We start from the raw sequence: 26,483 nt of genomic DNA, 5'->3' as shown, positions 1-26,483 counted from the left end.
CTCTGTTTTCACTGACCCCAAGACGCTTCGATCTGCGCTTTCAGATCGTTAGGGATCGGGGCGAAGTCCAGCTTGCGCGCCTGTTCCTGGCCGTTCTCCAGCGTCCAGCGGAAGAACTCTTTTACGGTCGTCTGGCGATCGGCGTCTTTGGGGTGCTTGTACATCACGATGAATGTCGCGGCGGTGATGGGGTAGGCGTTGTCACCCGGCGCGTTGATCATCGACAGGTCGAAGTCCTTCGCATTCTTCCAGTCCGCAGTGTCGGCGGCTGCCTGGAACGACTCGGTGCTCGGCGCCACGAACTTTCCGGCGGCGTTCTGCAAGAGGCCGAAATTCATCCCTTGCTGCTTGATGTAGGCGTACTCGACATAGCCAATCGAGTTCGGCATTTTCTTCACGTACGACGCCACGCCTTCACTGCCTTTGCTGCCAATCCCGACCGGCCATTTGACGGACGTTCCGGCGCCGATCTTGCCTTTCCATTCAGGGCTCACCGTGGACAGATAAGTCGCCCAATTGAACGTGGTCCCCGAATCGTCCGAGCGGTATACGACGTTGATCGCACTGTCCGGCAGCTTCAAATCCGCGTTCAGTGCCGCGAGGGCCGGGTCGTTCCACTTCTTGATCTTGCCCAGGTAAATGTCTGCCAGCACCGGGCCGTTCAGCTTCAGCGCGCCGGTCTTGATCGACGCCACGTTGATCACCGGCACCACGCCGCCAATCACCGACGGGAATTGTTGCAGACCCAATTTTTCCAGCTCGGCGGAATTGATCGGCATGTCGGTCGCGCCGAAATCCACGGCGCCTTCCTTGATCTGCGCGATGCCAGCGCCCGAGCCGACGCTCTGGTAGTTAACCTTTACACCAGTCTTCTGATCGTAATCGGTCGCCCATTTGAACAGGACCGGGTAGATGAACGTGGAACCGGCGCCAGTGACTTCCTGGGCGGCGCCAGCAGTGCCTGGCATGGAGAGGGTCAGTGCAATGCCAAGACCTGCGGCCAGCATCATTCGGGAAAGTTGCAACATGGATGACTTCCTGTGATCGAGCGACATCGGGGTGTGATGTCTTAATGGGATCACAGTCATCCGCACATTTTTATGACAGGGCGTTACCGAAGACGGTGATGGCATTCGAGATGCGCATTTCCAAGACCCGGTATAGACTCCAGACAGTCTTTTCAGGGTCGGCCGGTCATATGAAAGCGCCAATTCCTCCATACGAAAAAGAGCGCCTTGAGGCGCTGCAGCAACTGGAAATACTCGACACCCCGGCCGAGGCCTCCCTCGACCGGATCACCCGACTGGTGGCGCGTGTTCTCGACGTGCCCATCGCGCTGGTGTCGTTGGTGGACGCAGACCGGCAGTGGTTCAAATCCCGAGCGGGCCTCGACGCCACGCAAACCCCCAGAGAAATGGCCTTTTGTGCCCACGCCATTCTGCAATCCACGCCATTGGTGGTCCCGGACGCTGCGCAAGATGAACGCTTCTGCGACAACCAGTTGGTCACCGGCGCCCCCCATATCCGTTTCTACGCGGGCGTGCCCATTCGCACCAGCAAGGGGTTCGCCGTCGGCACCCTCTGCGCCATCGACGAACGCCCGCGGCAGCTGACTCAGGACGAGCTCGACACGCTGCGCGACCTCGCCGACATCGTCAGCCGTGAGGTGCAGTTGCGGGAAAACCTGATGATGGCGCGCTTGCAGAAAACCCGTTCGGACGCGCTGATGAAAGCCAGCGAAGCCGGGTATCGTTCGATGTTCGAACTGGCCTCGGTGGGCATCGCGCTGGTGGCGCCCGATGGCGGCTGGATCAGCGTCAACTCGGCGTTGTGCGACATCATCGGCTACACCCCGGATGAGCTGAAACGCCTGACGTTCCAGGACATTACCCACCCTGATGACTTGAACACCGACCTCGAATTGCTGACCCAATTGATCGACAACAAAATTGATCGCTATCAATTGGAGAAGCGCTATCTGCACAACGACGGCCACCCCGTCTGGATTAACCTCAGCGTCACTAAAAAGCTGTCCGAAAAAGGGCACCTGGAATATTTCATCTCGATCATCCAGAGCATTCAGGCGCGCAAGGAGCTGGAACAGGAGGCGCGCCACGATGCGCTCACCGGCCTGTTCAACCGCCGTGCGCTGGACGCCATTCTCCCCATCGCCCAGGCCCGCTCAGATCGTTCAGGCTTGCAGCTGGCGTTGATGTTCATCGACCTCGATGGCTTCAAAGGCGTCAACGACACCTACGGCCACGACGCGGGGGATGACCTGCTGCGCACCGTCTCGGCACGCCTGCAAAGCTGCGTGCGTCGCACTGACAGCTTGATCCGTCTGGCGGGTGACGAATTCATCGTGATTCTGGAAGGGATCGTCCCGGGCGTGGATGAAGCGAGGGAAGTGGCGAAAAAACTGATCGCTGCGATTGCCGAGCCGATTCTGCTGAAAGGGGGCGTGATCCGTACCAACGCCAGCGTGGGTTTCTCCATGTACGAACCCGGCTCTGGCAAAGCCCCTGACGAACTGATGCGCGAAGCGGACCGCTGGATGTACAAGGCCAAACATTCGGGGAAAGGGCGGGTGATGCCGTGAGTCGGTATCTGCTTGCCCAAGGTTTGGAACATTGGCACAACGCGATGTGCCTTTGATTCTGGCCGAGGGCCGTGGGAGCTGGCTTGCCTGCGATCTGTCGCGCAGCGGCAGCAAAACCTGCTGGCTCGATTTTCCTGAAACACCGCATCGACCGGATTGACGACTGCTTCGCAGCCGATCGCAGGCAAGCCAGCTCCCACGGCCTTCGGCCAGAATCAAAAGCTCTGATCGCGCCACCTTGGCAGCTTCTACGCCTTTGGCAGAAGCGGGTCCGCCGCATATGCGCGGCAGACACCAGACAAAAATCAATGCAACTTCATCCTCGGCTCGGTCCCGCGCCCGATCCGGCTGCCGAGCATCAGCATCAGCGTACGGAACATCCCGTACAGCGCCATTTGGTGCATCCGGTACAGCGACACATAAAACATCCTTGCCAGCCAGCCTTCCAGCATCACGCTACCGGTCAGGTTGCCCATGAGATTGCCCACCGCCGAAAACTTCGACAGCGAAATCAGCGAGCCGTAGTCTTTGTAGCGATACTCCGGAAGCTCACCGCCTTCGATGCGCAACTTCAGCGACTTCACCAGCAACGACGCCTGCTGATGCGCCGCTTGAGCCCGTGGCGGGACGTTGCGATCCGTGCCTTTCTGCGGACAGGCCGCGCAGTCACCGAACGCAAAGATGCTGTCATCGCGCGTGGTTTGCAGGGTCGGCCGCACTTGCAGCTGATTGATGCGATTGGTCTCAAGTCCGGCGATGCCTTCCAGAAATGCCGGAGCACGAATGCCCGCTGCCCAGACCTTCAACGTCGCCGGAATCACCTGACCCGTTGCTGTCACCAGACCTTCCGCCGTCACTTCGCTCACGGCCGAGTTGGTCAGCACCGTCACGCCCAGCTTTTCCAGCGTCTTGTGCACCGGGCCACCGATACGTTCCGGCAGCGCAGGCAGTACGCGAGGGCCGGCTTCGATCACCGTGATGCGCAGGTTTTCCGGCTTGATCTGACCCAAGCCATAAGCGGCCAATTCGTGAGCGGCGTTGTGGAGCTCAGCGGCCAGTTCAACCCCTGTCGCACCGGCGCCGACAATCGCCACGTTGATTTCTTCGGTGGCGGCCAGTTCGTTGGCGTGGGCGCGCAGATAGCGGTTCAACAGCTGCTGGTGGAAGCGTTCGGCTTGCTTACGGGTGTCGAGAAAAAGGCAATGTTCTGCCGCACCCTTGGTGCCGAAGTCATTCGTCGTGCTGCCGACAGAAATCACCAGTGAGTCGTAATCCAGGCTGCGCGCCGGGACCAGTTCGTTACCGTTTTCGTCCTGTGTGGCCGCCAGATGAATCTGCTTGCTCTCGCGGTCCAGGCCCATCATCCGACCCAGTTGAAACTGGAAGTGGTTCCACTTGGCCTGCGCCACGTAGTTCAGCTCGTCCTCGTAAGAATTGAGCGAACCGGCCGCGACTTCGTGCAGCAGCGGTTTCCAGATGTGGGTCAGATTGGCGTCCACCAGCGTGACGCTGGCCGTGCCTTTCTTGCCGAGGGTTTTACCCAGACGGGTAGCCAGCTCCAGACCACCGGCGCCTCCGCCGACGATCACGATACGATGAGTCATGGGGATATCTCATAAGGCTTAAGGAATTCTCTTGTGGCTCTATCCGAGCGAGCGCCAGGCAGCTCATAGCGTCAGATAGCTCAGTAAACGGCTCAACAGGCCCAACCCGATCACCACGACAAGCACCACCATAAGGAGCAGCCAGGGCCGAAAAGGCCGGCGCTCGACTTGGTGCTGAGGCGCTTGAAGGTACTCTTCGACACGCTTCTGGTCGTCAGGGTTCAGGCGGCTGGTCATAAAGCCTCGTCAGAACGTTGACCGGCGTCATGCGACGACGGCCTGCCATGCGGTAACTTCGTCGACGGCGCCTCGCAAGCCGACATCAACGAGCAATGGCTCTTTGTAACATTCGCGTGGGAATTGCGCTATTACAGGCTGATGCCCACGTCGAACACGACGCTGCGGCCCAGATTCGTGCGCAGGAAATCCGGTGCGTCAGGGTGCGCGAACAGCACCCGCGCGAACGTCGGACCCACCAGCGAGAGCGAGCGCCACCCTTGTCGCAGGTATTCGGTCGGGGGAGGGAAGTGGCTGTTGAGGTCGAGCACTTCGCGTTTGAGGCTGGCGAACGCGATGATGTCCAACTCACTCAGATCCAGCCCGCGTTCCTTGTAATTGTGGGCCTTCTTGCGCAAGGTCGGCGCCAGGCGTCGCAGCAGTTCCGACGCCGGAATGCGCTTGGGCTTCGCCTCGCGCCGCACCAGTTGGCTCAAGGAAAACGCACTGCGCCGCCGCTGCAATTCCTCGCGCCACTCATCATTGAGCCGCCGCCCCTCATCGAGTACGAAAAACACCTCAAAACACGCATCGCGAAACAGTACGTCCGGCGGTTCTTGCCCGGCGGGCAGGAAATCGTCGGTGCGGTGAGGAATGTTCAGACCTTGCAGCAAACGCTGGCACACCCAGCGCTCACGTTCCCATTTACGCGCATTGGACAGGAACGCATTGGCCTGCTCGGCCTGGATCGTCAGTAGACGGAGGTAATCAGAGTCGTCCATGGGGGAGAGCTTAGCGCTCTGGTGTGAAGATGAAACGTCCTGTGGAACATAAAGTTGAGGGCGCTGGCTCTGGTTTTTGATTCTGGCCGAAGGCCGTAGGAGCAAGCTTGCTCGCGATCTGGCGCGCAGCGGCAGCAAATTCGGTATACACGGTGTGTCAGTCCGTTCGGGGTGCTCAGGTTTTACTGCCGCTTCGGTCGGACGCGACCCGGGCAGAGGCCTATCGCGTGGGCTTGAAATCAGGACTACAAATCCCGCTGCTTCCTGAACTGCCCCGGCGGCATCCCGTGGGCGTGACGAAACCGCCGTGAAAAATACGCCTCGTCTGCAAACCCGCACAGCCGGGCCACTTCGCCCACAGGCTTGCTGCCGTTCAGCAACAGGGTGCGGGCCAAGTGCATGCGGCGTTCCAGCACCAGTTCGCTGAAGGTCTTGCCGACTTCCTTGCGCAGCCAGTGGGTCAAGTAGTTGGGCGACAGGAACGCCGCTGAGGCCGCTTTTTTCAGGCTCAGGTCCGGGTCGCTCAGGTTTTTGCGCACGTATTCGGACATCCGCGCCAGCGCATCGCGACGGCTGCGTTCGGCGGCGTTGTCGTCTGCCAGCAGCTTGATCGGTTCGGCGTACAGCGCGCAGACGGTCCCGATCAGTTGCAGCAAACAGCCCTTGAGCATCTCCCGCGTGCCGAACTGACGGTTCTGGTCCAGGTCGCGCATGCGGTCAAGCAGACGTTGTATCTCGGCGAAATCTTCTGCATCGAGGGTGAAATCCAGATGCTCCTGAAACCGGAAGGGCGACAGTTCAGGCGCCAGCGCAATGGCCACGTCTTCCAGGTCCAGCGGGTCGCATTGCAACTGCGGCAGCAGGAAGGTCTGGGCGAAGTTGATCAGCAGGAAATTGCCCTCGGGCGGGTGCGGGATGAGGTGCAGTTTGTGCGGCAGGATGAACGCCAGCGTGTTGCGCGGAAAGGGCCGGACGACACCGCCGATGTGCTGCACCGTATCGCCACCCAGATTGATCTGAATCTGGAAATACTCATGCCGGTGAGGCGCGGTTTCCGGTTTGCCCTCGGTCTTGCCACGGATATAGAAATCCGGCCGCTCGCTGCGTTGCTGCATGCCGAAAGTGGGGACGCGATTGGCAGAGTCCATCGGGGTGTTCCTCAGTCGTCTATTTTTATTGTCAGTTGTCCTACGACACGATTCAAAACCTTTCTGTTTTCGCTGGCCAGTTTTTTTGTCCAAAAAGAACGCAATACGTCAGAAAAGTGAAAAGGCTCTATCTCGGTATTTTCCGGCGCATTCCCTCCAACATTTACCTTATCTGACTCCTCAAGGTTTCTTGGACTAATAATTAGGGACACTCTCTGAAATCCGAAAACGTTCTAAGCAGCGTCTTGTTTAAAACCAGTCGTACGATAAGTTAAAGGCACGCTTCATCACTCGATTCCAATAAAAACAACGAGGAATTCTCATGTCGAGCCACCCTGACATTCAGGCGATCGATGCTGCCGCGACGGCGCCTATGGCTGCCGCACCCGCACGTCCCGCCTCCCATCGCCGCTGGTTCATGCTGTCATTGTTGTTGATCGCGACGATCATCAACTACGTGGACCGGGTCAACATTTCCATCGCCGCGCCGTTCATGGCCAAGGACCTGGGCCTCGATAAAGTCCAGATGGGCCTGATCTTCTCGGCCTTCGCCTGGACCTACGCCTTCGCTCTGGTGCCCGCCGGTTTCATCGCCGACCGTTTCGGTTCGCGACTGACGTACGGTGCGTCGCTGATTTCCTGGTCTGCTGTCACCGTGTGCCAAGGGATGGCGGGGGGATTTGCGTCGCTGTTCGGATTGCGTCTGGCGATCGGCGCCATGGAAGCACCGGCGTTCCCGGCCAACAGTCGTGCCGTCACCGTCTGGTTTCCGGCGCGGGAGCGGGGGCTGGCCAGCAGCATCTACGTGTGTGGCCAGTATCTCGGCACCGCGTTGTTCACCGGTTTGCTGCTGTGGCTCGCAACCACCTACGACTGGCGCCACGTGTTCTACAGCACCGGCATCGTCGGCATCCTGTTCGGCGTTGCCTGGCTCTACCTGTACCGCGATCCGCTGAGCTGCAAGAAGGTCAGTCAGCAAGAACTCGACTACATCGAGGCAGGCGGTGGCCTGGTCAAAAGCAGTCAGGACAAAAATAAATTCAAGTGGGGGCAGATCGCGGAGCTGTTTCAGTATCGCCAGGTCTGGGCGATCTGCATCGGCAAATTCGCCAACACGTCGGTGCTGTATTTCTTCCTGACCTGGTTCCCGACGTACCTGATCGAAGAACGTCATTTGACCATGGTCAAAGTCGGGATCTTCGCGGTACTGCCATTCATTGGCGCTACGGTCGGCGTGCTACTGGCGGGGTTCGTTTCCGACTGGCTCATCCGTCGCGGAATTTCATTGTCCTTTGCCCGCAAGCTGCCGCTGGTGGTGGGCTCGGCGCTGGGCATGTCGATCATGCTCGTTAACTTCACTGACTCCAATGAAGTCTGCATCGCGTTGCTGACCATCGCCTTTTTCGCACAGGGCATCGCATCGGCGTCCTGGGCTGCCGTCTCGGAAATCGCACCGAAAGAACTGATCGGCCTGACCGGCGGTGTCACCAGCCTGGCGGCGAATATTGGCGGCATCGTGACCCCCATCGTCATCGGTCAAATTCTGCATGTCACGGGCGGTTTCGCCTGGGCATTCTGGTTCATCGGCGGGCTCGCCTGCATGGGCACGCTGTCTTACTCGCTGTTGCTGGGCCGGATTTACCGCATCCAACTCAAGGCCAGCTAACCGCTACGAATGTGTGTGTGACCTTCTGCCGAACTAGGCAAGGGCGTGCGCGAGTACGCCTTTTTTATGCCCGCGACATTGAGTTTTTTAGTCCAGCGCCAACACGGTTTTGTCCAACTTCCGGACGTTTTGATCCCGTAGTCTCTGGTTCAAACGGTTATCCCTGTAGGAGTGAGCTTGCTCGCGATAGCGGCGTATCAGTCGATGCGGATGACACCGTCAGAGGGCATCGCGAGCAAGCTCACTCCTACAGGGGGTCATAAAAACCGACGATCACGCCCCTCCGGGCCCAAGGGAATCTCCATGAGCAATTTTGTCTTCGAACCCGCCCGCATCCCTAGCTTGCCTGTCAGTGGCAGCGACGCGCGCTTCCCTGTCGCGCGCGTGTTTTGCCTGGGGCGCAATTATTACTGGGGCGATGCGCTGAATGCTGTGCGTGAAGTTCCGGCTTTCTTCATGAAGCCCGCGACCTCGGTCATCGATGCGACCGGCGAGCTGGATTTCCCGACCCAGACCGAGCAGTTCTGCCACGAGATCGAACTGGTGGTTGCCATCGGCAAGGACGGTTTCGAGATCAGCGAAGCACAGGCCCTCGACCACGTATGGGGTTATGCCGCAGGCCTGGACCTGACCCGCCGCGACCTGCAAATGGCCGCAAAAGCCGTGGGCAATCCGTGGGAACCCGCCAAGGCATTCGACGGTTCGGCACCCATCACTCCGATTCGTCCGGCGTGCCCCGACAGCCATCCAAAGCAGGGCGCGATCTGGCTCAGCGTCAATGGCGTGGAGCGTCAGCGCTCGGACCTGGACAGCCAGATCTGGTCGGTAAGCGAAATCATCAGCCAGCTTTCCCACTCCGTCGGCCTGCGCGCCGGGGACCTGATTATGACCGGCACCCCGCCCGGCGTCGCAGCACTCCAGGCGGGTGATGTGATCAACGCGGGCATCAGTGGCATCGGCGAGTTGGAAATGCGCGTCGGCAGCCGTCGCGCTGACTGACCCGCTCTACGAGCATCCAGACGAGCAACAGGAGAACAACAATGACTGCACAATCCCCCTCAAAAATTGCCTTGGTCACCGGCGCAGGCAGCGGCATCGGTCGCGCTGTGGCGTTGGGCCTGCTGGAAGATGGCTACAAAGTGGTGGTGACCGGACGCCGCCTCGAACCCCTGGAAGCCTTTGTGGCGCAGGCCCGCGAGCAGGGCGGCGAAGCGCTGGCGGTGTCCACTGATGTGCGCGATCCGGCCAGCGTCGACGCGCTTTTCGCGACCATCGAAGAGGTTTATGGCCGACTCGATGTTGTATTCAACAACGCGGGCGTCAACGCACCGGCTGTGCCGATGGACGAGTTGCCGGTCGAGACATGGCTGAGCGTGATCGACACCAACGTGACCGGGGTTTTCCTGTGCAGTCGCGGGGCGTTCGGCCTGATGCGCAAACAATCGCCGCAGGGTGGCCGAATCATCAACAACGGCTCGATTTCCGCCCACGTTCCGCGCCCGTTCACGGCGCCATATACCGCCAGCAAACACGCGGTTCTGGGTCTGACCAAAAGCCTCGCGCTGGACGGTCGTGAATTCAATATCGCGTGCAGCCAGATCGACATCGGCAATGCGCTGACCGAGCTGTCGGTGCGCATGACCAAAGGCGTGCGCCAGGCCAATGGGTCTATCGCAGTGGAGCCGATGATCGACGTCAAACACATCGCCGATGCCGTGCGTTACATCTCCGCACTGCCGCTGTCGGCCAACGTGCTGAACATGACCGTCATGGCCACCAATATGCCTTTCGTGGGCCGTGGTTGATCCTTTTGCCTCCCGTTGCGAGCGAGACTTCGATGAAACCTGAAATCCTGCAACTTAGCCCGATCCTGATTCCCGACATCAACGCGCGGCTCAACGCGCTGTACACCGTGCGCCCGTATTTTCAGCAGTCCGACAAGGCCGCCTACCTCGCCGAACATGGCGCTAACATTCGCGGCGTCGTCACGGGCGGCCACACCGGCATCACCCGTGCGGTGATGGAGCAGTTGCCGAAGGTGGAAGTGATCGCGGTCAATGGCGTCGGCACCGACGCGGTAGACCTGGCCTATGCCCGTGATCGCGGGATTCGGGTCACGGCCACCATGGGTGCGCTGACCGAGGACGTTGCGGACCTCGCCATTGGCCTGTTGATTTCGGCCTGTCGCGGATTGGGCACTGGCGACCGCTACGTGCGGTCCGGCGAATGGGCCAGAACCGCCACGCCGCTGGTGCCGCTGCCTCTGGCACGCCAGTTCAGCGGCATGCGTGTGGGCATCGTCGGCTTGGGCCGGGTAGGGCGTGCCGTCGCCACGCGGGCTGCGGCGTTCGGATGCCCTATCAGTTACACCGACCTCAACCCGATGAGCGACGTGCCCTATGCCTTCGTCAGTGATCTGGTGGAACTGGCTCGCCAAAGCGACGCACTGATTGTTGCTGCCGCCGCGGACAAGGCCAAGGGCATCATCAATGCTCAAGTGCTGGAGGCGCTGGGCGCGGAGGGGTATTTGATCAACGTCGCGCGGGGCAGCCTGGTGAACGAGCCGGACCTGATCGCAGCGCTGCAATCGGGGTCAATAGCAGGCGCTGGTCTGGACGTGTTCGTCGACGAACCGAACGTGCCCGAGGTGCTGTTCGGCCTGGAAACCGTCATCCTCCAACCCCACCGCGCCAGCGCGACCGTTCAGACGCGGACGAAGATGGGCGAGATGGTGTTGGCGAGTCTGGCGGCGGTGCTGGAAGGGCGTGAGCCTGTTGGCGCGGTCGCCTGAGTTTGCGTCCCCCCCTGTAGCAATCCGGCAAGCCGGACTGCTACAGAACCCGCCTGAAATCAAAACCCCGCCGTGCCCAACGCCAGTTCCGCCACCAGAAAATCAATGAACGCCCGTGTCTTCATCGGCACGCGGCGCGCTGACGGGTACACCGCGTTCACTGAAATCGCCGGGGCTTCCCACTCGCACAACACCGCCTTCAATCGCCCGTCCGCCACCGCCCTTTCGACGATGAAATTCGGCAGCAACGCGATGCCCATTCCCCCCACCGCCGCCTGCGCAAGAATGTCGCCGTTGTTCGCGTGCAACGGCCCGCTGACCGTGACGCGCTGGGTTTCCTTGCCGTTGCACAGTTGCAGGCTGATCCCGCTTTGCAGGTAGCCGTAACTGAGGAATTGATGATTCGCCAGATCCTTCGGCGATTGCGGCACGCCGTGTTTCGCGAGGTAGTCAGGCGAGGCCACCATGAGTCGCGGCGCCGGAGCCAGCGAGCGGGCCACCATCGACGAGTCCGGCAGGCTAGCAATCCGGATGGTCACGTCAAAGCCGCCTTTCACCGGATCGACCTGCTGGTCGCTGAGTACGACTTGCAGCTCGACATTCGGGTGCAGTTGATTGAACAAAGGGATCAGTGGCCCGAGCCGACTCAAGCCGAACGACATCGGCGCGTTGACCCGCAACACCCCGCGTATTTCACCCATTCCTGTGCGTGCACGCTGCTCCGCTTCGTCCAGCGAGGCGATGACATCGCGACAGGCGTCGTAGTACTCGGCGCCAGCTTCTGTCAGGTGCAGGCTGCGGGTGGTGCGTTGCAGCAGTTGCACACCAATCGCCTCCTCCAAGGCCTGAATCTGTTTGCTGACTTTTGAGCGCGGTACATCCAGCGCCCGGGCCGCTGCCGCAAAACCGTTGGCGCCGACGGTGGCGACAAACGCGCGCATGCATTCGATGCGATCCATGAGTGTCCCTGATATGGAAACAATGAGTCTCGATTCTATGGGATTGTTCCGAAGTCAGCCAGTCCGTAAATTTACTCCCAAGCCAGCAAGCACACAGCGCCAAGCGCTCCAGCGGCTAACCCAACAGACCATTATCGAATCCAAAGGAAAACGCCATGTCTATCCGCGAACTGCTGAACCCAACCAATTCCGCATTGATCCTGATCGACCACCAGCCACAGATGGCATTCGGCGTGCAGTCGATCGATCGTCAAACCCTGAAGAACAACACCGTGGGCCTGGCCAAGGCGGCCAAGATTTTCAACGTGCCGACCATTTATACCTCGGTCGAAACCCAGAGCTTCAGCGGCTACATCTGGCCGGAACTGCTGGCGGTACACCCGGACCAACAGCCCATCGAGCGCACGTCGATGAACTCCTGGGAAGACAAGAAGCTGGTCGAAGCCGTGAAGGCGACCGGTCGCAAGAAGCTGATCATCGCGGCGCTGTGGACTGAAGTCTGCCTCAACTTCCCGACCCTCGACGCGCTGGCCGAAGGCTATGAGGTCTACATCGTCACTGACGCTTCAGGCGGCACCACCAAAGAAGCCCACGACATGTCCGTACAGCGCATGATTCAGGCCGGCGCGGTCCCGGTGACCTGGCAACAAGTCTTGCTCGAATTCCAACGCGACTGGGCGCACAAAGAAACCTACGACGCCGTCATGCAACTTGTGCTCGAACACAGTGGCGCCTACGGCATGGGTGTTGATTACGCCTACACCATGGTTCACGGCGCGCCACAGCGTAAAGCCAGCTAACTCACACAACTTGGTAAGTCTTCCCACCCGATGGCGCGAATCAACCCGCGCCATCGGGTGTTTTTGCGTCGGGCTAGACTGTCGTTATCCGAACGTACAAGAGCAACGGAGATGATCGGAGCACAGGTGCTGACTGCGCAGACCATGACCCTCGCCTGGTTGTTTTATCTGCCGGTGCTGGGGTGGGCGATCTGGCGCTGTCCCTGGGTCGAACTCTTCACCGACGCACGACGTCAGCACCTGCTGTTCGGCACGGTCTTCGCGCTGTTTTTGCTGTGGCTGATGCGCCGCGACTTCGACACCGGCGTCTCCTTTCACTTCCTCGGCATGACGGCGGTGACGTTGCTGCTGGACTGGCCACTGGCGATCGTCGGCGGGTTCATTGCGCAGCTTGGCTTGTTGGCGTTGGGACGACAGGAACTGGCGCCGCTGGGGGTGAACGGCCTAGTGCTGATCGTGCTGCCGGTGCTGATCACTGAAGGCTGCTCGCTGATCGTCGAACGTGCCCAACCGAAAAGCCCATTCACCTACATCTTCTGCTCCGGCTTCTTCGCCGCCGGACTGGCCGCGCTCGCTTGCCTGCTGGTCGCGATGGGCCTGCTCTGGCACGACGGCCTGTTCGCCATGCCCGAGTGGCTGGAGGATTTCATCGGCTACATATGGCTGATCGTCTTTCCCGAAGCGTTCATCAACGGCGTGATCATCACAGCGCTGGTCGTGTTCTGCCCGGAATGGCTGGAGACGTTCAACCGCACGAGGTATCTGTCCCCGCCGTCAAAGGGCGACGGCCCCTAACGCGGATGCAGCGGTGTTCTTGATTCTGGCCGAAGGTCGTAGGAGCTGGCTTGCCTGCGATCTGACGCGCAGCGGCAGCAAATCCTGCGAGCACGTTGGAACTGGCACAACCGAACATCTGAAACCATTGTTGAGGCCAGAAACACTCCGGTGTTGAGGCGGGCTCAATGCTGCTTAGGATCAAACTCACCGGAAAACAACTCATCCTCCGCATCCGGCGCCACCGGAATCGCATGCTCTTCCGACGCCCACGCGCCCAGGTCGATCAACTTGCAACGGTCCGAACAGAACGGCCGAAACGTGTTCTCGGGCTTCCACTCGACAGGGGCCCCGCAGGTTGGACAATCGACGGTCATTGGTTGGCTCATGATTGGCCTCCACGCAAAGTTAGGTAAAAGTGATGCAGTCGCTCGACCTCGCTTTTCAGCCAGGCCGGGTCTCGGTCATTGACGATCACATCATCCGCGCGACTCAGCCGTTCTTCACGACTCGCCTGCGCCTTGAGGATTGCCCGGACCTGCTCTTCATTGGTCTTGTCGCGCAACACCGTGCGTTCGATCTGCACCGCTTCCGGCACGTCTATCACCAACACCCGCTGCACCATCTGATGCTGGGTCGTCTCCAGCAACAACGGCGACACCAGAATCGCGTAAGGCGATTCGGCATGGGCCAGGTATTGACGGATTTCCTCGCGGATCAGCGGATGCAACAGACCTTCAAGCCAGACACGCTGCTGCGGCTCCTTGAAAATCAGCTCCCGCAGCGCGCCTCGGTTCAGCGTGCCGTCGGCTTGCAAAACACCTTCACCGAAGTGCTCGGCAATCTGCGCCAGCGCAGGACGCCCAGGCTCGACGACCCAGCGCGCGGCGTTATCGGCATCCACCAAATGAATGCCCAAATCCGCGAAACACTGCGCCGCCGCACTCTTGCCGCTGCCAATGCCGCCCGTCAGGCCAAGAATCCAGGGTGTTGCAGGTTGCTGCGCGTGAGGAGAAGTCATCTGAAACCGGCGATCTGCAAATACGAAGACGTTATTTGATCACCCCACAGCAACGCGATCCACCCCGCGATGGCCAGATACGGCCCAAACGGGATCGGCGTGCTCGTCTCGACATTGCGCACACGCAGCAAAATCAGGCCCAGCACCGCGCCGACAATCGACGACAACAAAATCGTCAACGGCAAAATCTGCCAACCACCCCAGGCCCCCAGCATCGACAGCAACTTGAAATCGCCATAGCCCATGCCTTCCTTGCCCGTGATCAGCTTGAACAGCCAAAACACCGTCCACAACACCAAATACCCCGCGACCGCACCCCATACCGCATCGCTCAGCGAAGCAAACAGCCCGAACGCATTGACGATCAGGCCCAGCCACAACAACGGCAACACAATCGCATCCGGCAACAACTGGTGATCGGCGTCGATCAAACTCATCGACAACAACCCCCAACTCAACACCAACACAGCGCCCGCCTGCCAACCGAAGCCGAAGTGCCAGGCGATAAATGCCGACATCACACCGCACGCCAGCTCGACCAACGGATAACGTTTACTGATCGGCGCCTTGCAACTCGAACACTTCCCGCCGAGGGCGAGATAGCTCACGACAGGCAGGTTTTCCCATGCGCGGATCTTGTGGGAGCAATGCGGGCAGCGAGAGTGGGGGAGCAGGAGATTGAAGGTTTCCGGATTGGGTTCTGGTGGAAGTTCCAACACCTCACGGGCTTGGGTTTTCCAGTCGCGCAGCATCATTTTGGGGAGGCGGTAAACGACGACGTTGAGGAAACTGCCGACGAGTAGACCCAGGATTAAAGCGCAAACAGCGAAGGCCAGCGGAGAGCTGGCCAAGAAGTCGGAGAGGGACATGGTTAGACGACTTGTCCGAGCTGGAAGATTGGTAGGTACATTGCGATTACGAGGCCGCCGACGATGACCCCGAGGACGGCCATAATCATCGGCTCCATCAAAGATGTGAGGCTGTCGACCATGTTGTCGACTTCGTCTTCATAGTAGGTTGCAACCTTGTCCAGCATGGAGTCCAGGGCGCCAGACTCCTCGCCAATGGCTGTCATTTGCACTGCGAGCATCGGAAATACTCCGGTGCTACGCATTGAGAAATTAAGCTGCATACCGGTGGATACATCTTGTTTGACCTTTTGAACGGCGTTTCGAAAAACCACGTTGCCTGTAGCCCCTGCCACCGAATCAAGAGCGTCAACAAGAGGCACCCCAGCTGCAAACGTTGTAGCAAGTGTACGCGCGTATCTCGCAACCGCTGACTTAAACAATAGAGGTCCTATTACTGGAATTCTTAATAGGGAGCGGTCAACGAAGTTTCGAAATTTTTCAGATTTGAGATGTGCTCTTTTGAAGGCAACAAAGGTTAGTGCCATAGCGATAAGCAATAGATACCAATAATCTTGGACTATTTGTGAGAGTCCAATTACCAAAAGAGTGAACGCTGGGAGCTTTGCCCCAAATCCTTCGAATATGGACTGAAATTGAGGCACTACTTTTATCAGCAAAATGGCTGTCACGACAAAGGCAACGACCACTACCGCTATGGGGTAAGTCATCGCTTTTTTGATTTTCGCTTTGAGGGACTCTGTCTTTTCCTTATAAGTAGCTACCCGATCCAGTAGCGATTCGAGGGCGCCCGCTTGTTCTCCTGCATCAACTAAATTGCAAAACAGATCGTCGAAGTACTGAGGCTTTTGACGCAGAGATGTCGCGAGACTGTGTCCTGCAGCCACTTCCTGCTTAACGTCATCTACGAGTTTGCGCATATTAGGATTGGCCGAGCCTTCACTGATGATGTCAAACGACTGAAGCAGTGGGACACCAGCTTTCATCATCGTAGCCATTTGGCGGCTAAAAAATGCGATGTCCAGAGGCTTGATTTTTTTTCCTTTGCCAAATATTGACGCAGCTTTTTTTCGTACCTTGAGTGGGTTGATGCCTTGCTTGCGGAGCTGTGCCTTAACGAGCGCAATATTATGCCCGTTGATCTCACCAGTGACCTTAGTTCCTTTCCTGTCCAACCCTTCCCAAGCGTAGACGCTGATTTTTACTGCTTTGGTGGCCATCGTTAATCCTTGGTCACGCGATTGATTTCCTCAAGGCTGGTCATGCCTTGCATGGCTTTCATCAGTCCAGAGGTACGCAAGTCATGGAAGCCGTCCTTCCGCATCTGTTCAGAAATCTCGATTGAGTTGCCTTCTTCCATGATGACGCGCTCCAACGCAGGAGTGTTTTTTACTACTTCGTAAATCCCAACACGGCCTTTATAACCACCATTGCATTGCTCGCAGCCCACCGGGGAGTAAAGTTTGAATTTTCCAATTTTATCTTCTGGGAAACCTTCAGAAATCAAAGTGTCGCGAGGGAGATCAATTTCTTTTTTGCAGTGGGGACAAAGTTTTCGCGCCAAACGCTGCGCGATTATTAGATTAATAGCCGTCGCAATATTGAAGGCTGCTACACCCATATGATGCAGGCGGGTCAATGTCTCTGCTGCACTGTTGGTGTGTAGCGTTGAAAGTACCATGTGGCCGGTCTGCGACGCTTTAATGGCGATTTCCGCAGTTTCGAGATCTCGTATCTCTCCCACCATGATGACGTCCGGATCCTGCCGGAGAAAGGCTCTTAAGGCTTGCGAAAAATCCATGCCTTGACGAGGATTGACGTTTACTTGGTTGATGCCTTCCAAGTTGATTTCGACTGGGTCCTCCGCAGTAGATATGTTGATATCCACAGTGTTCAGAATATTCAGGCCGGTATAGAGCGAAACGGTTTTGCCTGAGCCAGTTGGACCCGTGACCAAAATCATGCCTTGAGGCTGTTGAAGTGCCTGGAGGTACAATTCTTTTTGCTCAGGCTCGTAACCTAATGCATCAATGCCCATCTGTGCGCTAGTGGGGTCGAGTATCCGCATCACAATTTTCTCGCCCCATAATGTGGGTAGCGTGTTCACACGAAAATCGATGGCACGGTGTTTTGATATCCGAAGTTTTATTCGCCCGTCTTGGGGTTTGCGGCGTTCGGAAATATCTAAGCCAGCCATGACTTTCAGCCTCGCCGCGATGCGGCCAGCTAACTGAATCGGAGGCTTAGCGACCTCGTGTAATATCCCATCTGTGCGTAAGCGCACCCTGAAGAGTTTTTCATACGGCTCAAAGTGCAAGTCGGATGAGCCCAGACGAATGGCATCCATCAGCATTTTGTTTACAAAACGGACAACCGGGGCGTCATCCGCATCCTGATTGCCAATTGAGTTTTCGTTACTGTCGTCTACGGCTTCGATCTCAAGGCCTAGATCGACATCTGCCATGTCTCCCATGCCTGAATGACTGTCGAAAAATTTCTCTATAGCGGCAGTGAGCTTATCATCCTCCACCAGAATTGCCTCAGTGTTGAGGCCTGTACTGAATTGGATGTCTGTGATTGCCTGGTGGTTAGTGGGGTCAGACACGCCCACAAATAGCTTATTGCCTCTTCGCCACAGTGGCAGGGCCGAATGTTGGCGTATTAGCTTTTCGCTAACAAGCCCTTTGGGTTGGCTTTCTCTGTCGAGCGTGCTCAGATCCAGAAATGGCAAACCGAATTGGTCTGAGGCAAGCTCCGCCAACGTCAGGCTTTTCACGAGCTTGTTTTGAACCAGATGGCTCACCAGCGAGATTTTGTCGCGTCGAGCTTGCTGATAAGCCTGCTGAGCGGTTTTTTCGTTGAGTAGTTCGGCTACAACCAACTGTTTCGCCAAACCGGTGAGGACGACATCAGTCATTACGGCCACCAGATACATACATTGCGTGTTTATAGCCTAGTCAGGCCTGACTGCCAATTAACGATCATGAGGATGACAAAAATTGTCACTTAGTGCTGGCCATTGGAGGTCAAAAAACCGCTAAACACGAGCGGCACCCAGCGCTTATCGACTCTACGATTGGCACGCACCGTGCTTTAGTATTTCTGAGCAACACCAAATTGACGCTTGGAGTACTGGCGATGAAGGCACAAAAAGGTTTTACACTGATTGAACTGATGATTGTCGTGGCGATCATCGGCATCCTGGCCGCCGTGGCGCTGCCTGCTTACCAGACGTATGTTAAAAAAGCTGCATACACTGAAGTCGTAAACGGCATGGCGCCGATCAAGGCTGCAATTGGGGTTTGTGTTGCTCAAGAGAACTCGCTCGCGGCCTGCGACACCGCTGCGAAAATTCAGCAGGTTATGCCAACCGCTAAGACAACAGGTGCGCTCAATAGCATCGCGCTCACCGCCACGACCGCTGTCATCACCGCTACGCCGAATGCATTCAAGGGCATCGCGACAACTGATAAATGTGTTCTGACACCAACTCTGACTGATGGTGTACTGACTTGGGCGTACAGTGATAAGTGCGTTGACAACAACTATGTCAAAAACTAAATCTTTCTGTTGCTACGCTTGATGCAGTGTCCGCCGAAATAGCTCAGTCGGTAGAGCAGCGCACTCGTAACGCGAAGGTCGTAGGTTCGATTCCTATTTTCGGCACCAGCTACACCCAAAGCCCGGGGCTAGCCCCCGGGCTTTTTTACATCCGCTGCGTGTGCAGCATTCACCTCACGTCACAAGGATGTACCGATGCGCGTGCTTTTGGTCGCGGTGTTCGTTTTGCTTTCAGCCTGCAACACCCATAAGGATTTCTACGCCACGGGCGGCAGCAGGGCCGATGGGGTGATAGATGTGGCCTACGATTTCAACAGTCTTGAAATACCCGTTGTCGACAAGCAGCAGGCGTACACCATCGCCAAATCGAAGTGTGCACTGTGGGGATACCAGGACGCTGAACCCTTCGGTGGTCAGACGCAGACCTGTCAGGCGCGTCGAGGGTTTGGGGAATGCTCGGCCTGGCAGGTGGCGATCAAGTACCAATGCCTTGGCAGTCTGGAACAGACGCCTCGGCCGCTGAACTATCTCGGAAACCAACCGCCAACCGCGGCGCCTGCACGTGTTCAGTCTGATGCACCAGCCCCCGTGCAATCCGGTGCGCCTCAGCCGATGAGCAAAGAGGCTTTCCAGAACGAGCAAGTGCAAAAGCTAATGCAGGAGAACGTTTCCTACGAGGAATATCAGCGCCGCTATCGGATCATCATGGGGCAGTAGCTTATGACCGTTGCCCAACCCCTTGCGATGTTGAGCTTTGAGCAATAGGAAAGGCATTCACAGATATGAAAAGCCCGATCTGCAGATCGGGCTTTTCTCGTTACGGTGTCAGTAAAGGTCGTGAAGTTCGTGGTTACCGTAGAAGCTGGCGGCCAGACTCGGGGTGGGACCTCAAAGCGTCCAGTAGCTCACAACCCTGTCCTTACCAAAATGAATACTCAGACTATTCCCGTGGTTCTCGACGTCGCCATTCACCTTGCCAGCGGCGGTTGACGCGGCGTTGGAGGCTTGGTTGGCGGAGCTGGCCACGCCCAGCGCGCTGCCGACGGCGCCTGCGCCGGGGATGTAGCCGACCAGGTTCGAGGCGGCGCTCAGGTTGCCGGTTTTATCGTAACTCCAGCGGTAGCTGCCATCTGAGTAGGTGGACTGGCTGTCGGGCACGCCGTAGAGGGCCTGAACTTGGGCTTGCGTGGTTTTGTGCGGGATGAGGTGGGACTGGACGTAAGAGGCGCTGAATTTGTCTTCGCCGCCCATGGAGGCGCAGCCGGAGATGAGGGTAATGGCCAGCGCGCACAGCATTTTTGTTTTCACAGAAATTCTCCTTCCCTGAGTGGTAATCCAATTCTTAGAATTTGTTACAAATTTGAATAATTCGCGATTCTAGCGAGAGAAGTGGGTTTTTCAACTGAGAAAAGGTGCGGCAGTTCGCATTTTCTGCCGTGCAGCAGGCCGTTCGTCTTGAACACGATGCTTTGGGGATGCAGGGCGCCGGTGGGGGCGACGCCCGATGGCGACGTTATTGCTTCAGTCAAATGCTCAAGCGCATCGACAGATCCACCGCCTTTATATCCTTCGTCAACGTCCCGATGGAGATGTAATCCACACCCGTTTCCGCAATCGTGCGCAAGGTCGCGTCCGTGATCCCGCCGCTGGCTTCAAGCTTGGCGCGACCCGCTGTAAGGCGTACGGCTTCGCGCATGTCGTCGAGGCTCAGTTCGTCGAGCATGACGATGTCGGCGCCGCCCTCCAGCGCCTGCTTCAATTCATCAAGGCTTTCGACTTCGATTTCCACGGGTTTGCCGGGGGCGATTTTGTGGGCGGCCGCGATGGCTTGGGCGATGCCGCCGCAGGCTGCAATGTGGTTTTCCTTGATGAGGAACGCGTCGTACAGGCCGATGCGGTGGTTGTGGCAGCCGCCGCAGGTGACGGCGTATTTCTGGGCCAGGCGCAGGCCGGGGAGGGTTTTGCGGGTGTCGAGGAGTTTGACCTGGGTGTCGGCCACCATGTCCGCATAGTGCTGGGCGCGGGTTGCGACGCCGGAGAGCATTTGCAGGAAGTTGAGCGCGCTGCGTTCGCCAGTCAGCAGCGAGCGGGCAGGGCCTTCGAGGTGGAAGAGGGCCTGATTGGGTTTGACCCGATCGCCGTCGGCGACTTGCCAATGCACCGCGACGCGCTGATCCAACTGACGAAACACGCTGTCGACCCACGCTGTGCCTGCGATCACTGCGTCGTCGCGGGAGATGATGGTGGCCTTGGCCAGTCGCTCGGCGGGGATCAGTTGGGCGGTGATGTCGCCACTGCCTACGTCTTCGAGCAACGCACGGCGCACGTTGGCTTCGATTTCGGCGGTCAGCGAGGCAAGACGTAGATTCGGCATATCGGACTCCACTTACTAAGTGCCCGGAGTATAAGGCAGTCGCCTGTACCAACCCACCTGTCTCTCACCCCTCAAATGAATGCATGACCTGCACTTTGTCGGTTTTTTTGCCGTTGATGCGATGGAACGGGATTTCCGTGGTCTATCGGCTCACGTAAGCCTTTGCCCACACCTATATTCCTGGAGGGGCGAAGACACCGCTGGCTAGCGGACAAATTTTGAAAGATACTTCGCCTTGTATTTGACGTCATAGGTTTGACGTTCTGCCTGTACACCCCAGGGACTACACATTGCGCGATCCGTCCATGTGGAGGTTAAGCCTCCACTGGCGATCAGGTTATGGCTGTTGCAGTGGCTGATTTGGTTGAGTTTGACGAGGGGTCCTTGATGCAGAACGACGGTAAAGTAGTGCCTTTGAGCAAGTCGGGTCCGGATCAGCCGGGGTCTTCGCCTGTCGCTCGGCTGCCCGTCGTCCTCCTGCAAGTGCGCGACAAGGCCGCGCAGCAGCTGAAAGAAAGCCTGCAAACCCTGTTCGATAACGCCGACGACACGCTGTTCGAGATGGCTGATCGGGCGCATAACAATGCCGAGCAGAACATCTTCTTCGAGGCCATGCGCGACCTGCGGCTCAAGCGAAAGAGCATCGAGCGCAATTTCCTCGACAAATTCTTCGAATCATTTCTGCGCCTTGGCCAGTACGAAATCTCTGAGCCGATCCTCAACGAGCCTGTGTCCTTCGACAAACTTGCGCTGGTCCACAATGACGACCTTGAGCGTACGGTGGCCGTCGATGCGATGGTGACCAAGGTGGTCAACCGCGACGGCGTGGCCCTGAGTCAGTTGACCACGCGCCTCAATGAGCTGATCCCTCAGCCCGTCACCGACGAAACCAATCCGCTGGGTCCTACACTGCTGTGCGATTTCTTCTTGCAGGCGGGTCGGAATCTGGGCGTTGAAATCAAGGTCAAGCTGATCATCCTCAAGCTGTTCGAGAAGTACGCGCTGGCCGACGCCGATCAGTTGTACGAAGCCGCCAACCAATTGTTGATCGCCGCCGGTGTGTTGCCGGATTTGAAAGTGCTGCCGTCGCGTCGCTCGACGGATCGGTCTTCCAGCGCTGCGCCGACGGGCGAGGCGCAACGGGCTGACAGTGCCGCGCTGGTTCAGGCTGCCGAAAAGCTCGACAAGAGCGTGCAGGAAGTGTTTTCGGCGTTGCAGGAATTGCTGGTGCATGTGCGTGGCAACCTGACGCCGCGCCCGGCCAATGCCTCCGCCGACAGTCGGCCGATTTCCAGCCCGGACCTGCTGCGTCTGCTGTCCCATTTGCAGCAGCACGTGCCGCGCGCCGAGGTGCCGGATGATTTTGATCTGCGTGCTCAACTGGAGCAGTTGATCAGCCGCGTCAGTGCGCGCAGTGGCAAATTCCGCACCGTGGGCACGGTCGATGAGGACGTGATCAACCTGGTGTCGATGCTGTTCGAATTCATTCTCGACGACCGCAATCTGCCGAGTTCGCTGCGCGCACTGATTGGCCGCTTGCAGATTCCGATGCTCAAAGTCGCCGTCATCGACAAGAGCTTTTTCAGCCGTGGCAGCCACCCGGCGCGCCGTCTGCTCAACGAAATCGCCTCGGCTGCGTTGGGCTGGGGCGGGCGTGACGACAGCCAGCGGGACTCGCTCTACACCCGTATCGATCAAATCGTGCAGCGCCTGTTGCATGACTTCGTTGACGATCCGGCGATCTTCACCGAGCTGTTGGTGGATTTTCTCGCCTTCACCAGCGACGAGCGTCGTCGCAGCGAATTGCTTGAACAGCGTACCCGCGATGCCGAAGAGGGCCGGGCGCTGGCAGAGTTGGCGCGTCAGCGGGTGCAGCAAGCGCTCAATGATCGTCTGCTCGGCAAGACCCTGCCTGAAGTGGTCGTGCGGCTGTTGCAGGAGGCCTGGAGCAAAGTGCTGCTGCTGACGTGCCTCAAGCACGGCGAGCAATCCGGCGAGTGGAAGGCCGGTTTGCAGGCGATGGACGATCTGATCTGGAGTGTCGAGCCTCACGACGAAGCCGATGCTCGTCAGAAGCTGTTGGAGCTCGTGCCGGGGCTGCTCAAGTCGTTGCGCGATGGCCTCAGCAGTGCGGCGTTTGACCCGTTCGCCACCAGTGAGTTTTTCAGTCAACTCGAAGCGTTGCATGTGCAGGCGTTCAATCACGTTGCGCGTACGCCGGAAGAAATTGCAGCCGCCGAGCAGCTTGAACCTGTCTATGACGAATCCTCCGACGGGCCTTCGATGATGGCGGTGGTCGAAGAAATCGTGCTGGTCGCGCCAGGCGAGCAAGTGCTGAGCGAGCCTTCACTGCATCTGCCGGAGAACGACGAAGGCTTGTTGCAGGTCGACAAGCTGCGTCTGGGCAGTTGGGTCGAGATTCAGGAAGACGAAGACCACAAGCTGCGCTGCAAGCTCGCGGCTATCGTGGAGCCGAGCGGGCGTTACGTGTTCGTCAACCGGACCGGCATGAAAGTGCTGGAGAAGACGCGCATGGGGCTGGCGGTCGAGTTTCGTCGCGGGACGATTCGAGTGCTGGATGACTCGCTGCTGTTCGACCGGGCGCTGGAGTCGGTGCTGGGGAATCTGCGCAAGCTCAAGGGCTGATGAGGCGGACTTGTCCCTGTAGGAGTGAGCTTGCTCGCGATGACGGATCTTCTGACGCTAAAGCTACTGCGGATGTAAGTGCCTCTTCGCGAGCAAGCTCACTCCTACAAGGGCGCAGGTGATTCATTCGGATGCACGTTGCCTGTTCCCGACTCCCACATCCCCTCTCATCGCGGGCATACTGGCCGCTGTCGATTCACGCTTTAAGGACCCTTCATGCAATTGGACCCCGCCACCGGCTGGTGCCACGGCGCGCACTTTTGTCCTTCGCCGAATTTCAATGCTCGCCCCGACGCGGAAATCTCGCTGCTGGTGATCCACAACATCAGCCTGCCGCCTGCTCAGTTCAAGACGGGCAAGGTTCAGCAATTCTTTCAAAACCGGCTGGATGTCACAGAGCACCCTTACTTTGAGGGCATCGCTGAGCTGCGGGTTTCCGCGCATTTTCTGATCGAGCGTGATGGCGAGCTGACCCAGTTCGTCTCTTGCCTTGATCGTGCCTGGCACGCTGGGGTTTCCGTGTTCGAGGGCCGCGAGACGTGCAACGATTTCTCCATCGGCATCGAGCTTGAAGGCACTGACGATCAGCCTTTCACCGATGCGCAATACGAAACGCTGAGCGCGTTGACCCGGCAGTTACAGCTGGCCTGGCCTGCGATCACGACACAACGGATTACCGGGCACAGCGACATTGCGCCAGGTCGCAAAACCGATCCGGGCCCGTGTTTTGACTGGTCGCGTTTTCGTTCGGCATTGCAGGACTGAATCAAGGAGCAGGTGATGAGTTTTCTGGTGTTGCTGTTGGCCGTGTGGATCGAGAAGTTTTCTGCACTGCGGCAGCGTGTTCAGCGTGATGCCTCCTGGCTCAATCAGTTGGGGCGGCTTGAATCCAATCCCCGTACGGCTAAACGTCCTTGGTGGATTCTGACGCTGACGGTGCTGCTGCCATGCCTCGTGTTGGCGCTGGTGTTGGTGATTGTCAGCTCGGTGGCCTATGGCTGGCTGGCACTGCCGATTCATCTGTGGGTGCTGATCTACAGCCTGGGGCGCGGCGATATCAAAGCCAACCTGGGATCGTTCCGCGACGCCTGCCGGCGCGGGGATCAAGAGGCCGCGGTGCTGGTCGCGGATCGTGATTTGGGCGTGCAGGCCGAGAATGAAGAAGAGCTGCTCGGCGGCGTGCAAACCTATTTGCTGTGGCAGGTCTATCAGGGCTTTTTCGCCGTCATTTTCTGGTACTTCGTGCTGGGGCCTGTGGCCGCGCTGGCTTACCGACTGCTGGCACTGGCCTCCGAACGCGGCAAGACGCCTGCGCTGATTGAAACGGCCACGCAGTTGCGCCACGCCTTCGATTGGGTGCCGGTGCGTTTACTGGCCGCGAGCTTTGCGTTGGTGGGGAATTTCGTCGCGGTCAGTCGTGTGATGCTCAGTGAGTTGCTGAACTGGAACATCAGCGCATCAGCCCTGATCACAAAGGTCGGTTGCGTGGCGGGCGAAGTGCCTGCGCCGGTGGTGGGCGTAGAGGGGGTAAACAGCCTGGACGTGCTCTGGGAATTGCTGATCCGCGCGGCCATCGTCTGGTACGCCGGATTTGCGCTGTTCACGTTGTTTGTTTGAAGTTTTTGCAAAAAATGTCGTCTGACACCGAATCCTGTAGGAGCGAATTCATTCGCGAAGATGTTTCAGGCGACAGAGTTGTGCCGAATGTAACGGTCAATCGCGAATAAATTCGCTCCTGCAGGTGCTCACATCGTTGTCTGAAAGTTGTGACCTCTTTCGAAACATCCATCCTCTGCCAAGGAGACCCCGCATGTCCCATCCGCGTATCGCAAGCATCCTGATCACCAACGACGACGGCATTGACGCACCGGGGCTTGAAGTCCTGGAAGCGGTGGCGCGGGAGTTGGCCGATGAAGTCTGGGTCGTCGCACCGGAGCAGGATCAGAGCGGGATCTCCCATGCCCTCAGCCTTCATCATCCCTTGCGAGTGAAAGCCCGAGGCGAGCGACGTTTTTCGGTGTCGGGCACACCAGCGGATTGCGTGGCCATTGGTATCCGTCAGTTGATGGAAAAACCGCCGCAGCTGCTGCTCTCGGGCATCAACAAAGGCGCGAACCTCGGCGTCGAAACCATGTTCTCCGGCACCGTCGGCGCCGCGATGGCCGGCCTGCTGATGGGGGTGCCGTCGATTGCCCTGAGCCAGTTTTTCACTCGTCGCGATGCGGTGAAGTGGGGCACTGCCCGCGCGTTGGCGCCTGACGTGATTCGCCGATTGATCAGCCTGGAATGGGCCGCTGACGTTTGTATCAACGTAAATTTCCCGGACGTCGAGCCGCGAGAGGCCGGGCCGTTGCAGATCACCCGCCAAGGCATCGGCCGCATGGACGGCCTGAACATCACCCAGCGCACCGACATGCGCGAGCAGGGTTACTACTGGCTCAACATCGACCGTCACGAACGGTCCGATTTCGACGACAGCGAAACCTTCGTCGTGACCCATGGCGGGATCTCCGCCACGCCGTTGCGTTTCGAGCGCACCGATCACGATGTAATGGAACGCTTGAAAGACAGCCTTCCTCAATAGTGCGCAGTTTGCTGGCGGCAGCGATCTTGAAATCGCTGCCGTCGGCAAGCCGGACCCAGACAGCCCGTTCACTCCGTCTGGATAATCGA

General features: G+C 58.3%; 26 protein-coding genes and 1 tRNA gene. 14 read left to right on the top strand and 13 right to left on the bottom strand.

All coding sequences use genetic code 11. The annotated features are described in order from the left end of the window. Nucleotides 1-8: 8 nt before the first annotated feature. A complete protein-coding gene (gene pstS / locus GVN17_RS20730; protein WP_256665327.1) occupies nt 9-1,028 on the bottom strand; it encodes a phosphate ABC transporter substrate-binding protein PstS in 1,020 nt (339 codons plus the stop codon). 170 nt (nt 1,029-1,198) lie between these two features. Here pstS and GVN17_RS20725 point away from each other — a divergent pair, with 170 nt between their 5' ends. Then, a complete protein-coding gene (locus GVN17_RS20725) occupies nt 1,199-2,599 on the top strand; it encodes a sensor domain-containing diguanylate cyclase (RefSeq protein WP_166597118.1) in 1,401 nt (466 codons plus the stop codon). A gap of 305 nt (nt 2,600-2,904) precedes the next feature. Here GVN17_RS20725 and GVN17_RS20720 read toward each other — a convergent pair whose 3' ends face one another. From GVN17_RS20720 to GVN17_RS20705, 4 genes are all read right to left on the bottom strand, one after another. Continuing rightward, the gene (locus GVN17_RS20720) at nt 2,905-4,203 is read right to left on the bottom strand and encodes an NAD(P)/FAD-dependent oxidoreductase (RefSeq protein WP_166597117.1); all 1,299 of its coding nucleotides are present in this window, start codon (nt 4,201-4,203) and stop codon (nt 2,905-2,907) included. A 63-nt stretch (nt 4,204-4,266) separates the two neighbouring features. Continuing rightward, nucleotides 4,267-4,440, bottom strand: a complete 174-nt coding sequence (locus GVN17_RS20715; protein WP_166597116.1) for a DUF3094 family protein — start codon at nt 4,438-4,440, stop codon at nt 4,267-4,269. Nucleotides 4,441-4,571: 131 nt separating this feature from the next. Then, nucleotides 4,572-5,201, bottom strand: a complete 630-nt coding sequence (locus GVN17_RS20710; RefSeq protein ID WP_081566644.1) for a DUF1780 domain-containing protein — start codon at nt 5,199-5,201, stop codon at nt 4,572-4,574. A 245-nt stretch (nt 5,202-5,446) separates the two neighbouring features. Next, a complete protein-coding gene (locus GVN17_RS20705) occupies nt 5,447-6,349 on the bottom strand; it encodes an AraC family transcriptional regulator (RefSeq protein WP_166597115.1) in 903 nt (300 codons plus the stop codon). A 322-nt stretch (nt 6,350-6,671) separates the two neighbouring features. Between GVN17_RS20705 and GVN17_RS20700 the strand changes: the two genes are divergently transcribed. The 4 genes from GVN17_RS20700 to GVN17_RS20685 all read left to right on the top strand — a co-directional run bounded on the left by GVN17_RS20700 (nt 6,672) and on the right by GVN17_RS20685 (nt 10,806). Next, a complete protein-coding gene (locus GVN17_RS20700; protein ID WP_166597114.1) occupies nt 6,672-8,015 on the top strand; it encodes an MFS transporter in 1,344 nt (447 codons plus the stop codon). 297 nt (nt 8,016-8,312) lie between these two features. Next, a complete protein-coding gene (locus GVN17_RS20695) occupies nt 8,313-9,014 on the top strand; it encodes a fumarylacetoacetate hydrolase family protein (protein ID WP_166597137.1) in 702 nt (233 codons plus the stop codon). A 41-nt stretch (nt 9,015-9,055) separates the two neighbouring features. Then, on the top strand, nt 9,056-9,820 hold the full coding sequence (locus tag GVN17_RS20690) for an SDR family oxidoreductase (RefSeq protein WP_166597113.1): 765 nt from the start codon (nt 9,056-9,058) through the stop codon (nt 9,818-9,820). Nucleotides 9,821-9,852: 32 nt separating this feature from the next. Next, nucleotides 9,853-10,806: a 2-hydroxyacid dehydrogenase gene (locus tag GVN17_RS20685; protein ID WP_166597112.1), complete on the top strand. Its 954-nt coding sequence runs from the start codon at nt 9,853-9,855 to the stop codon at nt 10,804-10,806. Between the two features lie 59 nt (nt 10,807-10,865). Here the strand turns inward: GVN17_RS20685 and GVN17_RS20680 are convergent, their stop codons facing one another. After that, nucleotides 10,866-11,765 (bottom strand): LysR family transcriptional regulator, encoded by a 900-nt coding sequence (locus GVN17_RS20680; RefSeq protein WP_166597111.1) that lies wholly within the window; start codon nt 11,763-11,765, stop codon nt 10,866-10,868. A gap of 155 nt (nt 11,766-11,920) precedes the next feature. Here GVN17_RS20680 and GVN17_RS20675 point away from each other — a divergent pair, with 155 nt between their 5' ends. Both GVN17_RS20675 and GVN17_RS20670 read left to right on the top strand, forming a co-directional pair. Then, the gene (locus GVN17_RS20675; protein WP_166597110.1) at nt 11,921-12,565 is read left to right on the top strand and encodes a hydrolase; all 645 of its coding nucleotides are present in this window, start codon (nt 11,921-11,923) and stop codon (nt 12,563-12,565) included. Between the two features lie 111 nt (nt 12,566-12,676). Next, nucleotides 12,677-13,360 carry an energy-coupling factor ABC transporter permease gene (locus GVN17_RS20670; protein WP_166597109.1) on the top strand — a complete coding sequence of 228 codons (684 nt, stop codon included), beginning with the start codon at nt 12,677-12,679 and terminating at the stop codon, nt 13,358-13,360. A gap of 164 nt (nt 13,361-13,524) precedes the next feature. On the opposite strand, the gene yacG is transcribed toward GVN17_RS20670, so the two are convergent. Genes yacG through pilB form a run of 5 tightly spaced genes read right to left on the bottom strand, consistent with a single transcriptional unit; the run spans nt 13,525 to nt 18,146 of the window. After that, the gene (gene yacG / locus GVN17_RS20665) at nt 13,525-13,728 is read right to left on the bottom strand and encodes a DNA gyrase inhibitor YacG (protein ID WP_166597108.1); all 204 of its coding nucleotides are present in this window, start codon (nt 13,726-13,728) and stop codon (nt 13,525-13,527) included. Continuing rightward, nucleotides 13,725-14,360, bottom strand: a complete 636-nt coding sequence (coaE, locus tag GVN17_RS20660; RefSeq protein WP_166597107.1) for a dephospho-CoA kinase — start codon at nt 14,358-14,360, stop codon at nt 13,725-13,727. Before coaE ends, yacG begins: the two co-directional genes overlap by 4 nt. After that, on the bottom strand, nt 14,357-15,229 hold the full coding sequence (locus GVN17_RS20655) for an A24 family peptidase (protein ID WP_166597106.1): 873 nt from the start codon (nt 15,227-15,229) through the stop codon (nt 14,357-14,359). The genes coaE and GVN17_RS20655 overlap by 4 nt, the downstream gene beginning before the upstream one ends. 2 nt (nt 15,230-15,231) lie before the next feature. Continuing rightward, nucleotides 15,232-16,449, bottom strand: a complete 1,218-nt coding sequence (locus tag GVN17_RS20650; protein WP_166597105.1) for a type II secretion system F family protein — start codon at nt 16,447-16,449, stop codon at nt 15,232-15,234. 2 nt (nt 16,450-16,451) lie between these two features. After that, nucleotides 16,452-18,146 carry a type IV-A pilus assembly ATPase PilB gene (gene pilB, locus GVN17_RS20645; protein ID WP_166597104.1) on the bottom strand — a complete coding sequence of 565 codons (1,695 nt, stop codon included), beginning with the start codon at nt 18,144-18,146 and terminating at the stop codon, nt 16,452-16,454. A gap of 221 nt (nt 18,147-18,367) precedes the next feature. Here pilB and GVN17_RS20640 point away from each other — a divergent pair, with 221 nt between their 5' ends. From GVN17_RS20640 to yecR, 3 genes are all read left to right on the top strand, one after another. Next, nucleotides 18,368-18,790 carry a prepilin-type N-terminal cleavage/methylation domain-containing protein gene (locus tag GVN17_RS20640; RefSeq protein WP_166597103.1) on the top strand — a complete coding sequence of 141 codons (423 nt, stop codon included), beginning with the start codon at nt 18,368-18,370 and terminating at the stop codon, nt 18,788-18,790. Nucleotides 18,791-18,822: 32 nt separating this feature from the next. After that, nucleotides 18,823-18,898: transfer RNA gene (locus GVN17_RS20635), tRNA-Thr, on the top strand. 87 nt (nt 18,899-18,985) lie between these two features. After that, entirely contained in the window at nt 18,986-19,507 is a 522-nt protein-coding gene (yecR, locus tag GVN17_RS20630; protein WP_166597102.1) for a YecR family lipoprotein, read from the top strand. Between the two features lie 171 nt (nt 19,508-19,678). On the opposite strand, the gene GVN17_RS20625 is transcribed toward yecR, so the two are convergent. Further along, nucleotides 19,679-20,098, bottom strand: a complete 420-nt coding sequence (locus GVN17_RS20625) for a hypothetical protein (protein WP_166597101.1) — start codon at nt 20,096-20,098, stop codon at nt 19,679-19,681. Between the two features lie 217 nt (nt 20,099-20,315). After that, the gene (nadC, locus tag GVN17_RS20620) at nt 20,316-21,164 is read right to left on the bottom strand and encodes a carboxylating nicotinate-nucleotide diphosphorylase (protein ID WP_166597100.1); all 849 of its coding nucleotides are present in this window, start codon (nt 21,162-21,164) and stop codon (nt 20,316-20,318) included. A gap of 387 nt (nt 21,165-21,551) precedes the next feature. Between nadC and GVN17_RS20615 the strand changes: the two genes are divergently transcribed. The 4 genes from GVN17_RS20615 (at nt 21,552) to surE (ending at nt 26,394) form a co-directional block, all read left to right on the top strand. Then, nucleotides 21,552-23,810, top strand: coding sequence for a DUF1631 domain-containing protein (locus GVN17_RS20615; RefSeq protein ID WP_166597099.1), 2,259 nt, complete (start codon nt 21,552-21,554; stop codon nt 23,808-23,810). A 216-nt stretch (nt 23,811-24,026) separates the two neighbouring features. Then, nucleotides 24,027-24,575: a 1,6-anhydro-N-acetylmuramyl-L-alanine amidase AmpD gene (gene ampD / locus GVN17_RS20610; RefSeq protein WP_166597098.1), complete on the top strand. Its 549-nt coding sequence runs from the start codon at nt 24,027-24,029 to the stop codon at nt 24,573-24,575. Between the two features lie 15 nt (nt 24,576-24,590). Beyond that, a complete protein-coding gene (gene ampE, locus GVN17_RS20605; RefSeq protein WP_166597097.1) occupies nt 24,591-25,427 on the top strand; it encodes a regulatory signaling modulator protein AmpE in 837 nt (278 codons plus the stop codon). A gap of 193 nt (nt 25,428-25,620) precedes the next feature. Next, on the top strand, nt 25,621-26,394 hold the full coding sequence (gene surE / locus GVN17_RS20600) for a 5'/3'-nucleotidase SurE (RefSeq protein WP_166597096.1): 774 nt from the start codon (nt 25,621-25,623) through the stop codon (nt 26,392-26,394). Nucleotides 26,395-26,483 lie beyond the last annotated feature (89 nt).

Origin of the sequence: Pseudomonas sp. SLFW (assembly GCF_009905615.1) — a bacterium.
In the GTDB taxonomy this organism is placed as follows: domain Bacteria; phylum Pseudomonadota; class Gammaproteobacteria; order Pseudomonadales; family Pseudomonadaceae; genus Aquipseudomonas; species Aquipseudomonas bambusae.
Note: the sequence above shows the minus strand (reverse complement) of the source record. Positions and strands in the feature narration are given on the sequence as shown.

Excerpts from the sequence above, each read along its gene's own strand:
- GVN17_RS20640 (WP_166597103.1), top strand. The coding sequence starts at position 18,368 with ATGAAGGCACAAAAAGGTTTTACACTGATTGAACTGATGATTGTCGTG.
- GVN17_RS20680 (WP_166597111.1), bottom strand. The coding sequence starts at position 11,765 with ATGGATCGCATCGAATGCATGCGCGCGTTTGTCGCCACCGTCGGCGCC.
- GVN17_RS20690 (WP_166597113.1), top strand. The coding sequence starts at position 9,056 with ATGACTGCACAATCCCCCTCAAAAATTGCCTTGGTCACCGGCGCAGGC.
- GVN17_RS20685 (WP_166597112.1), top strand. The coding sequence starts at position 9,853 with ATGAAACCTGAAATCCTGCAACTTAGCCCGATCCTGATTCCCGACATC.
- yacG (WP_166597108.1), bottom strand. The coding sequence starts at position 13,728 with ATGAGCCAACCAATGACCGTCGATTGTCCAACCTGCGGGGCCCCTGTC.
- yecR (WP_166597102.1), top strand. The coding sequence starts at position 18,986 with ATGCGCGTGCTTTTGGTCGCGGTGTTCGTTTTGCTTTCAGCCTGCAAC.
- GVN17_RS20710 (WP_081566644.1), bottom strand. The coding sequence starts at position 5,201 with ATGGACGACTCTGATTACCTCCGTCTACTGACGATCCAGGCCGAGCAG.
- nadC (WP_166597100.1), bottom strand. The coding sequence starts at position 21,164 with ATGCCGAATCTACGTCTTGCCTCGCTGACCGCCGAAATCGAAGCCAAC.
- coaE (WP_166597107.1), bottom strand. The coding sequence starts at position 14,360 with ATGACTTCTCCTCACGCGCAGCAACCTGCAACACCCTGGATTCTTGGC.
- GVN17_RS20655 (WP_166597106.1), bottom strand. The coding sequence starts at position 15,229 with ATGTCCCTCTCCGACTTCTTGGCCAGCTCTCCGCTGGCCTTCGCTGTT.
- GVN17_RS20675 (WP_166597110.1), top strand. The coding sequence starts at position 11,921 with ATGTCTATCCGCGAACTGCTGAACCCAACCAATTCCGCATTGATCCTG.
- GVN17_RS20615 (WP_166597099.1), top strand. The coding sequence starts at position 21,552 with ATGCAGAACGACGGTAAAGTAGTGCCTTTGAGCAAGTCGGGTCCGGAT.
- GVN17_RS20700 (WP_166597114.1), top strand. The coding sequence starts at position 6,672 with ATGTCGAGCCACCCTGACATTCAGGCGATCGATGCTGCCGCGACGGCG.
- ampD (WP_166597098.1), top strand. The coding sequence starts at position 24,027 with ATGCAATTGGACCCCGCCACCGGCTGGTGCCACGGCGCGCACTTTTGT.
- GVN17_RS20650 (WP_166597105.1), bottom strand. The coding sequence starts at position 16,449 with ATGGCCACCAAAGCAGTAAAAATCAGCGTCTACGCTTGGGAAGGGTTG.
- GVN17_RS20720 (WP_166597117.1), bottom strand. The coding sequence starts at position 4,203 with ATGACTCATCGTATCGTGATCGTCGGCGGAGGCGCCGGTGGTCTGGAG.
- pstS (WP_256665327.1), bottom strand. The coding sequence starts at position 1,028 with ATGTTGCAACTTTCCCGAATGATGCTGGCCGCAGGTCTTGGCATTGCA.
- surE (WP_166597096.1), top strand. The coding sequence starts at position 25,621 with ATGTCCCATCCGCGTATCGCAAGCATCCTGATCACCAACGACGACGGC.
- GVN17_RS20715 (WP_166597116.1), bottom strand. The coding sequence starts at position 4,440 with ATGACCAGCCGCCTGAACCCTGACGACCAGAAGCGTGTCGAAGAGTAC.
- GVN17_RS20670 (WP_166597109.1), top strand. The coding sequence starts at position 12,677 with ATGATCGGAGCACAGGTGCTGACTGCGCAGACCATGACCCTCGCCTGG.
- pilB (WP_166597104.1), bottom strand. The coding sequence starts at position 18,146 with ATGACTGATGTCGTCCTCACCGGTTTGGCGAAACAGTTGGTTGTAGCC.
- GVN17_RS20725 (WP_166597118.1), top strand. The coding sequence starts at position 1,199 with ATGAAAGCGCCAATTCCTCCATACGAAAAAGAGCGCCTTGAGGCGCTG.
- GVN17_RS20705 (WP_166597115.1), bottom strand. The coding sequence starts at position 6,349 with ATGGACTCTGCCAATCGCGTCCCCACTTTCGGCATGCAGCAACGCAGC.
- ampE (WP_166597097.1), top strand. The coding sequence starts at position 24,591 with ATGAGTTTTCTGGTGTTGCTGTTGGCCGTGTGGATCGAGAAGTTTTCT.